Here is a 13681-nt window from a genome sequence, read left to right on the forward strand (position 1 = left end):
CTCGGTTCTTCACGGCTCGTCTTCTCAGGATGTCTTAGTGCATCGTCAGCCCTTCTGCTCCACCCGCACCCAGTCCACCTCCGCCTGCACTCCCCCGCCCGCGATCCGGTCCACGCTGGACTGCGGCAGGCCCCAGTAGGGGGTGGTGACCTTGTTCCAGCCGGCCGGGTAGGCGCCGCCGAGGGCGAGGTTCAGGATGACGTACTGGTTGTGGTCGTAGACCCACTGGCCCCGGGTGGACTCCAGCTTGTTGCGGGTCGTCTCCTGGACCAGGCGGTCGTCGACGAAGAACCGCATCGTCGTCGGGGTCCACTCGACCGCGTAGGTGTGCCACTGGTCGGCCGTGCCGCCGCCCGGATACGTCTGGCGGGCACCGATGTTGCCGTCGGCCGAGTAGCCGGGGCCGTGCAGCGCCGTGCTGGTCCAGTCGGGGTAGCCGATGTTCTCCATGATGTCGGTCTCGCCGGAGGCGGGCCAGGAGACGGACGGGTCGTCCACGTTGCTGCCGAGCAGCCAGAACGCCGGCCAGAACCCGTCGCCGACCGGCAGCTTCATCCGGGCGCTGACCCTGCCGTAGGTGAAGTCGAAGTGGGTGTTGGTGTCGACGCGGCCGGAGGTGAAGTCGTAGGTGCCGCCGCCCGCCCGGGTGCAGCCCTTGCAGTACTTGGCCCGGAGGATCAACTCACCGTTCTCGGTGCGGATGTTGTCCGTGGAGTCGACGTACGCCTGGGACTCTCCGTTGACCGGGCCCATCTCCGTGCCGGTGCGCACCACCCGCCACTTGGAGCGGTCGAGTGCGGCGCCGGTGAAGTCGTCGAAGAAGGTGGTGCGGTAGGTGCCCGGCTGGTCGGCGGGCAGGGCCGGGTAGGCCGCTGAGGCGCTGCCGCCGGTGCCCCAGACCTGGAACTCGTACAGCGAGTAGCCGAACTGGGCGGTGGCGGGGGCCGGGTTGTAGAAGGACCGGCGCTCCTTGCCGAGCATGCGGACGTAGCGGCCGGTGACCGGTGCGGGGAGGGTGACGGTGTCGTGCAGGCCCACGGCCTCGGACGGGGACTTCACGTTCGCGCGGCGGGCGGCCACGTCGGCGGCCGAGGGCTGGTACACCGTGCGCCAGGTACGGTTGTCGTCGGAGACCTGGAGCTGGTAGTCGACGGCGTAGGCCGCCTCCCAGTAGAGGTCGGCGGAGGAGATGGCCGAGGGGGCGCCCAGGTCGACCGAGACCCAGCGGTCCGCGTTCCAGTCGCTGGACCAGCGGGTCGCGTCGTCCTTGAGGTTGGCGGGCCAGCCGCCGTCGGTGACGAAGGCGGGTGAGTTTCCGGCGTGTTGGTAGAGGTTCGAGTACGCCGGGTGGTTGAGGGCCAGGTTGGTGCGGGTTGTCGACGCCGGGGCGGGCTCGCCGCCGTAGACCTTGAAGCTCCACAGCGAGTAGCCGTAGGGCGTGGCGCGTTCGAGGCCGCGCAGGCGGACGTAGCGGCCGGTGGCCTCCTGCGGGTAGGTGTGCGCGGTGACCGTGCCGCCGGTGCCCGCGGTCTCGGTGTAGAAGGGCGTCCAGTCGGTGCCGTTCCGGGACACCTCCAGGACGTAGCGCTTGCCGTACGCCGCCTCCCAGTCGAGGACGACTCGGTCGACGCGGATCACCGAGCCGAGGTCGACGCGGATCCAGGCGTCGTCGGCGAAGTTGCTGGACCAGCGGGTGGCGCCGTTGCCGTCGAAGGCGAGGCCGGGCACGGTGCCGGCGTTCTCGCTGCCGGAGGCGGAGACGGCGGCTGGGTTCACCTGGTAGGCGGCGGCTGCCCGGTCGGTGTCCCAGGCGCTGGCCGCGGGGGCCGCGGAGGCGGGGGCGGCCAGGAGCGGTCCCGAGGACAACAGGGCCGTGGCGGCGAAGGTGGCGAGCAGGGAGCGGCGGACACGGGTCGGCATGCGGCTCTCCTCGTGGGGTGGAGGTTGCACGTACTCAGACTGGACATGTACATGACATTCCAAGGTGCCGACCGGCGGACACGGGTTCCCGTCCGTGTCCGCCGGCCGTCCGGGCCGGGCTCAGGCGGCCCGGCGACTCAGGCCGCGGTGGACGCGGACGATGTCCGCGTACCGGTGGCCGCTGCCCTTGATGGTGCGGACCTGGGTGCGGTAGTCGACGTGGACCAGGCCGAAACGCTTGTCGTAGCCGTACGCCCACTCGAAGTTGTCCAGCAGGGACCAGGCGAAGTAGCCGGCCAGCGGGGCGCCCTTGCGGGCGGCGGAGGCGCAGGCGGCGAGGTGGCGTTCGAGGTAGTCGCGGCGCTCGGGGTCGTCGACGCTGCCGTCGGGGCGGACCACGTCCGGGAAGGCGGAGCCGTTCTCCGTGACGTAGATCCGCCGGGCGCCGTACTCCTCGGTGAGCCGGAGCAGAAGCGCCTCGATGCCGGAGGCGTCGATCTCCCAGTCCATGCCGGTGCGCGGGACGCCGTCGCGGTGGACGGAACGGGCGTACGGCGCGGGCCCGTCGGGGTCGTCGGTGACGTAGGCGGGGAAGTAGTAGTTCAGGCCGAGCCAGTCCAGCGGTGCGGCGATGGCCGTCAAGTCGGCGTCTTTCAGCGAGAGTTCGACGCCGTAGGTCTCCACCATGTCGGCGGGGAAGCCGCGGCCGTGGACCGGGTCGAGCCACCAGCGGTTGACGTGGCCGTCGTGCCGGCGGGCCGCCGCCAGGTCCTCGGGGCGGTCGGAGGCCGGGTGCACGGTGGAGAGGTTGTTGACGATGCCGACCTGCGCTCCGGGGGCGGCGGCGCGGATCGCCTGGGTGGCGAGGCCGTGACCGAGGAGCAGATGGCCGGAGGCGCGGACGGCGGCGGTGAGGTCGGTCCAGCCGGGGGCCATCGTGCCCTCCAGGTGGCCGATCCAGGCCGAGCAGGACGGTTCGTTGAGGGTGGCCCAGAGGGTGACGCGGTCGCCGAGGCGTCCGGCGACGACGGAGGCGTACTCGGCGAACGCCAGGGCGGTGTCCCGCTCCGGCCAGCCGCCGCGGTCCTGGAGCACCTGCGGCAGGTCCCAGTGGTAGAGAGTGACGGACGGGGTGATGCCCGCCTCCAGCAGCGCGTCCACCAACTCGTCGTAGAAGGCGAGGCCCTTGGGGTTCACCGGGCCGGTCCCGCCGGGGATCACGCGGGGCCAGGCCACGGACATCCGGTAGGCGTTGACGCCGAGTTGCCGCATCAGCCCGATGTCCTCCCGCCAGCGGTGGTAGTGGTCGCAGGCGACGTCGCCGTGGTCGCCGTTCGCGACCTTCCCGGGGGTGTGGGAGAAGGTGTCCCAGATCGAGGGCGCACGGCCGTCCTCGGCGACGGCGCCCTCGATCTGGTACGCCGCCGTGGCCGTTCCCCACAGGAAGTCACGGGGGAAGGCGGACAGGTCGATGGGTTCGGACACGGAAGTCCCTTCGGGATCAGGGGTGGGGGTCACTTGACGGCACCCGCCGTCAGACCCGCGACGAGATAGCGCTGCAGCAGCAGGAAGCCGGCCACCACGGGCACGCTGACGACCAGCGAGGCGGCCATGATCTGGTTCCAGTAGACGTCGTTGAGGGTGGAATAGCCCTGGAGGCCGACGGCGAGGGTGCGGGTGGTGTCGTTGGTCATGACCGACGCGAACAGCACCTCTCCCCAGGCCGTCATGAACGCGTAGACGGCGACCGCGACGATGCCGGGGACCGCGGCCGGCACGACGACCCGGAACAGGGCGCCGAGCGGGCCGCAGCCGTCCACCAGCGCCGCCTCGTCCAGGTCGCGCGGCACCGAGTCGAAGTAACCGATCAGCATCCAGATGGAGAACGGCAGCGAGAACGTGAGGTACGTCAGGATCAGCCCGCCGCGGGAGCCGAACAGGGCGATGCCGGTGGCGTTGCCGATGTTGACGTAGATCAGGAACAGCGGCAGGAGGAACAGGATGCCCGGCAGCATCTGCGTCGACAGCACGGTGACCGTGAAGACGCGCTTGCCGCGGAACTCGTACCGGCTGACGGCGTAGGCGGCGAACACGGCGATGACCACCGAGCAGACGGTCGCCGCGCCCGCCACGATCAGCGAGTTCGTGAAGTACCTCGCGAGCGGCACGGTCGACCAGATGTCGATGTACGGGCGGACCGTCAGCTTGCTGGGCAGCCAGCGGAACCGGCCGGTGACGTCGGCCAGCGGCTTCAGCGAGCTGGACACCATCACGTACACCGGGGTGAGCACGAAGGCGGCGAGCAGGGTCAGGAACACCCGCCGCGACCACAGGAACGAACGCGGCGGCGCCATCGGCGACTCAGGCATCGGCGGTCCTCCGTCCGCGCGAGGTCAGCAGCAGGTATCCGCCCGTCACGACCAGCAGGAAGAGCAGCAGCAGGACGGACATGGCCGAGCCGGTGCCGAAGTTCCAGGTGACGAAGGAGGATTGGTAGATGTGCACCGAGATGAGGTCGGCGGCCTCGGGAGCGGCCTTGCCGAACAGCACGTACGGCGTGTTGAAGTCGTTGAACGTCCACAGGAACAGCACCAGGACCAGCACCTGGTTGACCGGGCGCAGCGACGGCAGGGTGATGCGGCGGATCTGCTGCCACATCCCGGCGCCGTCCAGTGCGGCGGCCTCGTACAGCTCCCGGGGGATGTTCTGCAGGCCGGCCGTCACGATGAGGAACGCGAACGGCCAGCCCTTCCACACCGACACGGTCAGCAGGGCGTAGAAGCTGTTGCCGCCGATGAGCCAGAACGACGGTTTCCCGGTGAGGTGCAGCTGGTCGTGCAGCACGTGGTTCACCAGGCCGTTGTCGTGCTGGAACATGAACACCCAGGTGATGACCGCCGCGTAGACGGGCAGCGCGTACGGCACCAGGAACAGCGCGCGCAGCAGGCCGCGGCCGCGGAAGGTGTCCTGCATGAAGACCGCGGCGGCCGTGCCGATCAGCCAGCACAGGCCGACCGACAACAGGGTGAAGCCGACGGTGACCCCGAACGACTGCAGCAGCGCCTGGCCCACGGGAGCGTCGAAGTCCACCGACACCCGGTAGTTGTCCAGGCCTCTCCACGGAGCGGTGCTCCAGTCACGGATGTAGAACTGCGTGAGCTCCTTGAAGCTCATCACGATGCCGATCACCATTGGCACCAGGTGCACGAGGAGTTCGAGGAGCAGCGCGGGCAGGAGCAGCAGGTACGGCAGGGAGACGCGGCGGATCCACCCGGCGCGGCGGCGTGGTGCGCGCGCCGCGCCGGGGGACGTCTCGCGCACCGGTTCCCTCAGTGCGGTGGTCGTCATGGTGGTCACGCCGCCGGCATCTGCTGCTGGGCCTTCTCCAGCTTCGCCTTCACCGAGTCGGTGGTCACGGCGCGTCCGGCGGCGGCGTCGGCGAACAGCTCCTTGACTGCCGTACCGACCGTCGTCTCGAACTGCGACTCGGACGGCACCTGCGGCAGCGCGGCCGCGCTCGTGGCGAGGGTGTTCTTCAGCACCGCGGTGTCGGGGGAAGCGAACGCCGGGTCGTCCTGGGCGGACCGGACCGGCGGGACGGTGCTGTAGGCCGTGTTGAGGATCTTCTGCTCGGCGTCGGACGTCATGAACTTCACGAACTTCGCGGCGCCGCCGAGGTTGTGGGTGTTCTTGAAGACGGCGATGTTGATGCCGGCGACCATCGAGTTGATCTGGGTGCCCTGCCCGGGGGTGCCGGAGCGGACCGGGACGGGGGCGATGCCGTAGGCGTCCTCGCTCATGCCCTGCGACTTTAGGTTGGCGGCGGCGGACTGCCACAGCAGCATCGCCTGCTTGCCCTTGGCGAAGTCGCTGACGGACTGGTTCTGCGCGTACTCGGCGTCGCCGGCCGGGACGACCTCGTCCTTGGCCATCAGATCCACGTAACTCTTCACCGCCTCGACGACCTTGGGGGCGGTGAAGTCGGGTTTGCCGTCGGCGGTGAAGAAGTCGGCGCCGTGCTGCTTGGCGAAGACGAAGACGTGGTGGATGTTCTCCGAGAGGTTCGCCCCCTCGGCGCCGAGCACGGACTTGCCCCGGGCCTTGATCTTCTTGCCGTCGGCGATCAGCTCGTCCCAGGTGGCGGGCGGCTTGCTGATCCCGGCGTCGGCGAAGATCCTCTTGTTGTAGTAGAGGGCGTACGCCATCGAGTACAGCGGCACCGCCGCCGGGTCCTTGCCCTGCACGCCCGTCGAGCCGAGCGCGGACTCCACGAAGCGGTCCCTGCCGCCTATCTTCGCGAAGTTCTGCTCGTCCCACGGCAGCAGCGCGCCGGTCGCCTGCAGCGAGGCGCTCCAGGTGTTGCCGATGTTCAGCACGTCCGGGCCCTGGCCCGAAGTGGTCGCGGTCAGGATCCGGTTGAGCAGGTCCGACCAGGGCACGACCTCCAGTTTCACCTTGATGCCGGTCTGCTTCTCGAACTTGTCGAGCTCCGGCTGGAGAACCTTCTTGTCCACGGCGATGCTGGCGCCCTGGTTGGACGCCCAGTACGTCAGCGTCTTCGGCGAGTCGTCGGACCCGCCGCCGGTGGACGACCCGCCTCCGCAGGCCGTGGCCGCAAGGGCGAGAGACAGGGTGACGGCGCCTACGGCCGCGGCTCGGATCCTGCGCATGGCTCCCGGGTCCCTTCAGGGATTGCACTCATGGCTTAATTTAGGACGTGAGTTAATCCCGCCGAAGGGCGATCGTCAAGGGATTGGGCGGGGGGATCGGGGGTTTGTTGAGGGCCCGGGGAGGGGCGGGGGTGCAGGTTGGGGGCGGCCGCAGGTTCCGGGCCTCGGTCGGGCGCGGGTCCGCGGGCGGGCACGGACGCCGGTCTACGATCTACGGTCGCCGGTCGGCGGGATACCGGTCGGCGGTCGACGGTCGACGGGATGCTGGTCGGCGGTCGGCGGTCGGCGGGATACGGGTGTGCGGTCGACGGTCGGCGGGATACGGGTGTGCGGTCGACGGGATGCCGGTGCGCGGTCGACTGTCGACGGGATACCGGTGGACGGCCGGCCGTTCAGCCCCGGCTCACCGCCTCCGGCGCCGCGGGTTGCACCGCTCCCGTCGTCCCGTGCTCCCCCGCCGTACGACCACCACTGTCACCGCCGCCCAGTTCCGGCAGAACCGTGAGGAGGCCGACGGCGGCCAGGGCGGCCCCGAGCCAGAGCGGGGCGCGCAGCCCCCAGGTGTCGATGGCGACGGCACCGAGGGAGGAGCCGATGACGACGCCGAGCGTGATGAAGGAGGAGTGGACGGTGTTGACGAGCGGTCCGGCGTTGCCCGCCCGCTGGACCCGGGTGACCATCGCCGGGGTCATGGTGACCCCGGCCAGGCCGATGCCCAGCATGCAGACCACCGCGGGCACGGCCATGCCGGCGAGGACCGCGAGGCCGGCGAGGAAGACCAGGCTGAGCAGCGGGCCCACGGCGAGCACCGGCAGGGTGTACCGGTCGGCGAGCCGGCCGACGACCGTGTTGCCGACGACGGCCGCCGCCCCGTACGCGATCAGGAGCAGCGGGACGGTACCGGCGGAGAATCCGGTGAGCCCGGTGAGGATGGGCGTGAAGTAGCTGAAGGCGGAGAACGTGGCGCCGATGATGAGCGTGCTGCCGGCCAGCGCCAGCCACAGCCGTGGCCGCGTGAAGACACCGGCCTCGGCGCACAGACCGCCGCTCGGCGCGGCAGCCACTCTGGGCACCCCGGCCAGGGTGGCCGCGGCGGCGACCAGGGCGAGCACCGAGACGGCCCAGAACGCGGCGCGCCAGCCGAGCCGTTCACCGATCAGGGTGGACAGCGGCAGTCCGAGGAGGGTGCCGAGCATCAGGCCGTTCATGGCCACGGCGACGGCCCGGCCGCGGATCTCGGGGCGGGTGAGCCGGGCGCACAGCGATATGGCGACACCGAAGAAGGCCTGGGAGGCGACGCCGGTGACGACGCGGGCGGCCAGCATCGTGCCGTAACCGGTGGCGGTGGCGGCGAGTACGTTGCCGGCCAGGAACACGGTGAGGAGCACCGGCAGGGCGGTGCGGGGCGGGAGTTTCATCACCGCCACGGTGAGGACGGGCCCGCCGGCGGCCATCGCGGCGGCGAACGCGGTGATGAGGTAGCCGATCTGCGGGACGGTGGCGTGCAGTGCGGCGGCCATCTGCGGCATCAGGCCGGCGACCGCGAACTCGCTGGTCACCATGGCGAAGATGCCGAGCGCCAGGACGTAGACGGCACGGGGCACGGGAGACTCCTTCGAGTCGGACGGCTAGGTGTTGTGGATCGGTCGGTTCAAAATCGCCGCGCAAGAGACCTAGTTTTGGATCGGTCAGTTCAAAAGTAGGGCGGCCGGAAACGGCGTACCCCATGGGGAGGTCAGCCGGTCAGAGCGTCCAGCGCGACCTCGGCGATCGCTTCCAGAGCGGCCCGGTCGGCGCCGCCCTGCGCGGAGACCCGCAGGCCCGCGATCGTGGCGTTGAGGAAGCGGGCCAGGTCGCCCGCGTCCCGGGCCGAGGTGATGCTGCCGTCACGCCGGCCGGCTTCGACGGCCGCGCGCAGGGCGGCCAGCCGGCGGGCCGTGTCCCGTTCGAGCATCCCGGCCGCGGCGGCGTCGCGGCCGGCCAGTTCCACCGTCGTGTTCACACTGAGACAGCCCAGGCTCCGGCCGCCCGGCCGGTTCTGCGCGTCGCCGTCGAGCACCAGGGCGAACAGCGCGCGGATCCGGTCGCCGCCGCTCGGCCCGGGATCCTCCAGCACCGCAAACTGTGCCGCGTTCATGGCGGTCATGTAGCGGTGCAGGGCGCGCTGGAACAGATCGTGCTTGCTCTTGAAGGCGTTGTAGATGCTGCTGCGCCCCAGCCCGGTGGCGGCGCACAGATCCTGGGTGGAGGTGGCCTCGTAGCCCTTCTCCCAGAAGGTGCGCATCGCCGCGTCCAGGGCCCGCTCCTCGTCGAACGTCCTCGGTCGGGCCATGAGCCGACCCTAACCGTTTTGGATCGGCCATTGCAATACAGCACTCGGAAAGGGGTGCCGGCCCGCGCCGTGAGTCGCGACGACTCGTGGCGAGGGCCGGCACCGCGGACCGTACCCTTACCGGACCGGTGCCCCTGCCGGTGCCTGCGCGTACCCGGCGGGCCGGGTGGTGAAGGCGCCCCGGCCCTGGGTGCGGCTGCGCAACCGCGTTGCGTAGCCGAACAGTTCGGCCAGCGGCACGGTCGCGGTCAGTACGGCCGCGCCGCCACGGGTGTCCGAGCCGCCGACCCGGCCGCGGCGGGCGGCCAGGTCACCGAGCACCCCGCCGACCGCGTCCTCCGGCACGGTCACCGTGACCTCGGCGACCGGTTCGAGCAGCACGGTCGTGCACGCCCGCAGGGCCTCGCGCAGGCCCAGCCGGCCGGCCGTGCGGAAGGCCGTGTCGGAGGAGTCCCTGACATGGGTGGAGCCGTCGGTCAGCGTGACGCGCAGCCCGGTCACCGGGTGCCCGCCGAGCGGTCCCTCGGCGAGCGCGTCCCGGCAGCCGGCCTCCACCGCGCGCACGTACTCCTGCGGCACCCGGCCGCCGACCACGGCGGACCGGAACACGAAGCCGGTGACGCCCGCTTCGGGGCCGAGCGGCTCCACGTCCAGGACGACATGGGCGAACTGCCCCGCGCCGCCGTCCTGTTTGACGTGCCGGAACACGAACCCTCGGACGCCCCCCACGACGGTCTCCCGGTACGCCACCCGGGGGCGGCCCACCGTGACCTCCGGCCCGCCGTCGCGGCGGATCTTCTCCACCGCGACCTCCAGGTGGAGTTCGCCCATCCCGGACAGGACGGTCTGCCCGGTCTCGGCGTCGGTGCGCACCACCAGCGAGGGGTCCTCCTCGGCGAGCCGGGCGAGCGCCGCGGCGAGCCGCCCGGTGTCCGTGCCGCGCCGCGCCTCGACCGCCACGGACACCACGGGTTCGGCGGCCACCGGCGGTTCCAGCAGCAAGGGGGCCCCGGGGTCGCACAGCGTGGCACCGACCCGGGCCGACTTCACGCCCGCCAGTGCGACGATGTCACCGGCGACTGCCCGGTCCAGCTGGACGTGCCGGTCCGCCATGACCCGCACGATGCGCGCCACCCGCTCGGTGCGCCCGCTGCCCGGGTCCCGCACGGTGTCCCCCTTTTCGAGGGTGCCGGAGTACACCCGCACGTAGGCCAGCCGGCCGGTGGTGCTCGCGTTCACCTTGAACACCAGTCCCGCGAAGGGCACTTCGGGATCGGCGGCACGCGACTGCCCGGCGTCCTCGCCGACACCGCGCACGGCGGGGACGTCCAGCGGCGACGGCAGATAGGCCACCACCGCGTCCAGCAGCGGTTCGATCCCGCGGTTGCGGTAGGCGGAGCCGCACAGCACGACGACGCCGTCACCGGTGCGGGTGAGGTCGCGCAGGGCGGCGGTGAGGGTCGCGGCGGAGAGCGTCTCGCGGTCGCAGAACTCCTCCAGCGCGGCCGGATGCCGTTCCGCGACGGCCTCCTCCAGCGCGCGCCGCCGCCGTACCGCCTCCTCCCGCAGCCCCTCGGGCACCGCTGTCTCCCTGGCCGTACCCTCGCCGTCGTCCCACACCAGGGACCGCATCCGCACCAGGTCCACGACCCCGGTGAAACCGTCCTCGGCGCCGATCGGCAGCTGGACGACGAGCGGTACGGGGTGCAGCCGGTCCCGGATGGAGCCGACGGCCCGGTCGAGGTCGGCGCCCGCACGGTCCAGTTTGTTGACGAACGCGATCCTCGGGACGCCGTGCCGGTCGGCCTGCCGCCACACCGACTCGCTCTGCGGTTCGACGCCGGCGACGGCGTCGAACACGGCGACCGCCCCGTCGAGGACACGCAGCGACCGTTCGACCTCGTCGGCGAAGTCGACGTGGCCGGGGGTGTCGATGAGGTTGATGCGGTGGCCGTCCCAGGCGCAGCTGACGGCGGCGGCGAAGATGGTGATGCCGCGGTCGCGTTCCTGCGGGTCGAAGTCGGTGACGGTGGTGCCGTCGTGCACCTCGCCCCGCTTGTGGGTGGTGCCCGTCGCATACAGGATCCGCTCGGTGACGGTGGTCTTGCCGGCGTCGACGTGGGCGAGGATGCCGAGGTTGCGGACGGCGGCGAGGGTGTCGATGTGAGTGCGCACGGCCCGGTGCCTTTCGGGAAGTGGTGCTGGAGCAGGGCGGCGCGATTCCCCGTGTGCCGAGGACGGCGGACGCCGCGGCGGCGGCCCGGAGGGTGCCGGGCGGGCGGCCGGGGTGTCAGCGGGGCGACACGGGCATCCGGTACCGGCCGCGCAGCGGGCACCGGACGGACGAGGACACCAGGATCACCTCGGTCCGCGCAGGGGGAACGACGGCGGCGGTACGGTCACGCACGGCCCGGCTCCCCTCGATCGTCACGGCTCACGAAGCGCGCCGCCCTGGTGCGGGTGCGGCGCGCGGTGCGTGGCGAGTCTAGGAAAACGATCAGGTGGTGGGATAGCGATTTTCCGCCGGGGGCTCGCTGCCGCGACAACGAAGAAACCCCATGGCCGCAGCCATGGGGTTTCTGCCGGTGTCCGAGGGGGGACTTGAACCCCCACGCCCGATAAAGGGCACTAGCACCTCAAGCTAGCGCGTCTGCCATTCCGCCACCCGGACCAGGTGTCTGCCGCCTTGCGGGGTGTGTTCCCCGCGGCGACATGGACAACAATACCAAGGTTTCGGAGTGCGTTTCACCTGCGTATCCGCCTGCGGGGCGGGTGCGGAGCGGCGGATTGCCGACGGTATACAGTCCGCGAGATCCTGCATACGGTAGGTGAGAGACAGGCTCCCGTCTGCTCCCGGGCCGGACCGCCGCGGTCAGGACTCCTTGCGGTGGAGGTACGAGTGGCGGGTGCGCTCGGTGTGTTCCCGCATGAGACGGGTGGCCAGCTCCGCGTCGTGCGCGCGAATGGCCAGCATCAGATCGGAGTGCTCCGACCAGGCGGTGCCCCCGCGCAGGCGGGCCACCGGCGTGTAGTACCAGCGCACCCGGCGTTCGACCCGCGCGGCGAGTTCCGACAGAACGGCGTTCCCGGCCAATTCCATGATCTTGGCGTGGAAGGCGGCGTTCAGCGCCACGGCCCGGTTCACGTCGTCGGCCGCGACGGCGGTCCGGCCCTGCTCCACGATCAGCCGGAGTGCCTGGACACCCGCCTCGTCGGCGTTCAGGGCGGCCAGCCGGGCCGCCTCCGCCTCCAGCAGGGTGCGGACCGTGAGCAGCTCGTCGGCCTCCGCCTCGGTCGGCTCGTGCACGAACGCTCCCTGCGCCGGCCGCAGATCCACCCAGCCCTCGGTGTTGAGCCGCTGAAGGGCTTCTCGCACGGGCTGACGGGAGACGCCGAGGTGTCCGGCGAGGTCACTCTCCACGAGGTGCTGGCCGGGTTGCAGGGCACGGGTGGTGATGAGGTCCAGCAGCGCCTCGTACACGCGTTCTCGCAACGGGCCCGGACGTTCCAGCCTGGGCACCGCCCCCAGCGGCAGTCCGGTCGACAACATCGCGGTCCCCCTCCTGGGCAGGCCCGGGCGCGCGTGCGCTGGACGCTCAGCACCAATGGTCTTTTGTCTGCAGTCCGCGATGCACCGTATTCAGGAGACGGTGCACACCATCCCGGACTCAGGGGCAGCGTACGACCTGCCCGGCGTACGACAGGTTGCCGCCGAAACCGAACAGCAGCACCGGATCACCGGTGCTGAGCGCTCCTCGCTCGACCAGCTTGGAGAAGGCGAGCGGAATACTGCCGGCGGAGGTGTTGCCGGATTCGGTGACATCGCGGGCGATCACCGCGTTGACGGCGCCGAGCTTCACGGCCAGCGGCTCGATGATCCGCAGGTTGGCCTGGTGCAGGACGACCCCGGCGAGGTCCTCGGGTGCCACACCCGCCTTCTCGCAGGCTTTGCGGGCGATGGCCGGCAGCTGGGTGGTGGCCCAGCGGTAGACGCTCTGCCCCTCCTGCGCGAACCGCGGCGGCGTCCCCTCGATCCGTACCGCGTGCCCCATCTCCGGCACCGACCCCCACAGCACCGGCCCGACCCCGGGCTCCTCCCCCGCCGCGCATGCCGTCAGGACGGCCGCCCCGGCTCCGTCGCCGACGAGGACGCAGGTGGAGCGGTCGGTCCAGTCCGTGACGTCGGACATCTTGTCGGCGCCGACGACCAGGGCCCGGGTGGCCGCACCGGCCCGGAGCGTGTGGTCGGCGGTGGCCAGGGCGTGAGTGAAGCCGGCGCACACCACGTTGACGTCCATGGCGGCGGGCTGCGGGATGCCGAGCCGGGCCGCGACCCGGGCGGCGGTGTTCGGGGAACGGTCGATCGCGGTGGAGGTGGCGACGAGGACCAGGTCGATGTCGCCCGGGGAGAGGCCGGCCGCGGCAAGCGCCTTGGCGGCGGCGTGCGCGGCCAGTTCGTCGACGGGCTCGTCGGGGCCGGCGATGTGCCGGGTCCGGATGCCCACGCGGGAGCGGATCCACTCGTCACTGGTGTCGACCATGCCTGCGAGCTCGTCGTTGGTGAGCACCTTGGCGGGCTGGTAGTGACCGATGGCGGCGATGCGTGAGCCGTTCATGCAGGGGATCCCCTCGTGCCGTGGGTAGCGGGATCCACAGTCTGATCAGTGACTCACGGGTACGAGGGCAGGTGAACCCACAGGAATCGGGCGCCGGGATTGTCGGCTCTCCTCAGACTGCCCGACGTACCCGCGGCGGCGGC

10 protein-coding genes and 1 tRNA gene are annotated in these 13681 nt (G+C 71.3%); all 11 read right to left on the reverse strand.

What is annotated here, in order from left to right:
* Window positions 1–45: 45 nt before the first annotated feature.
* Window positions 46–1920: a discoidin domain-containing protein gene (locus IG05_RS0127470; protein ID WP_030346692.1), complete on the reverse strand. Its 1875-nt coding sequence runs from the start codon at window positions 1918–1920 to the stop codon at window positions 46–48.
* 120 nt (window positions 1921–2040) lie between these two features.
* On the reverse strand, window positions 2041–3405 hold the full coding sequence (locus IG05_RS0127475; protein WP_030346693.1) for a GH1 family beta-glucosidase: 1365 nt from the start codon (window positions 3403–3405) through the stop codon (window positions 2041–2043).
* Window positions 3406–3434: 29 nt separating this feature from the next.
* Window positions 3435–4274, reverse strand: coding sequence for a carbohydrate ABC transporter permease (locus IG05_RS0127480; protein WP_030346694.1), 840 nt, complete (start codon window positions 4272–4274; stop codon window positions 3435–3437).
* A 7-nt stretch (window positions 4275–4281) separates the two neighbouring features.
* On the reverse strand, window positions 4282–5268 hold the full coding sequence (locus tag IG05_RS0127485) for a carbohydrate ABC transporter permease (protein ID WP_030346695.1): 987 nt from the start codon (window positions 5266–5268) through the stop codon (window positions 4282–4284).
* A 5-nt stretch (window positions 5269–5273) separates the two neighbouring features.
* Window positions 5274–6590: an ABC transporter substrate-binding protein gene (locus IG05_RS0127490; protein WP_030346696.1), complete on the reverse strand. Its 1317-nt coding sequence runs from the start codon at window positions 6588–6590 to the stop codon at window positions 5274–5276.
* A 392-nt stretch (window positions 6591–6982) separates the two neighbouring features.
* The gene (locus IG05_RS0127495; protein WP_051790311.1) at window positions 6983–8194 is read right to left on the reverse strand and encodes an MFS transporter; all 1212 of its coding nucleotides are present in this window, start codon (window positions 8192–8194) and stop codon (window positions 6983–6985) included.
* Between the two features lie 131 nt (window positions 8195–8325).
* Complete coding sequence (locus tag IG05_RS0127500; protein ID WP_030346698.1) at window positions 8326–8922, reverse strand: TetR/AcrR family transcriptional regulator; 597 nt, start codon at window positions 8920–8922, stop codon at window positions 8326–8328.
* 117 nt (window positions 8923–9039) lie between these two features.
* Complete coding sequence (fusA, locus tag IG05_RS0127505) at window positions 9040–11097, reverse strand: elongation factor G (protein ID WP_030346699.1); 2058 nt, start codon at window positions 11095–11097, stop codon at window positions 9040–9042.
* A gap of 411 nt (window positions 11098–11508) precedes the next feature.
* Window positions 11509–11593 (reverse strand) — tRNA-Leu (locus tag IG05_RS0127515).
* Between the two features lie 201 nt (window positions 11594–11794).
* A complete protein-coding gene (locus IG05_RS0127520; RefSeq protein WP_030346700.1) occupies window positions 11795–12472 on the reverse strand; it encodes a GntR family transcriptional regulator in 678 nt (225 codons plus the stop codon).
* Window positions 12473–12590: 118 nt separating this feature from the next.
* Entirely contained in the window at window positions 12591–13538 is a 948-nt protein-coding gene (locus IG05_RS0127525; protein WP_030346701.1) for a beta-ketoacyl-ACP synthase III, read from the reverse strand.
* Window positions 13539–13681: the final 143 nt, after the last annotated feature.

It is taken from the genome of Streptomyces sp. NRRL S-1022 (assembly GCF_000720135.1).
Classification (GTDB): domain Bacteria; phylum Actinomycetota; class Actinomycetes; order Streptomycetales; family Streptomycetaceae; genus Streptomyces.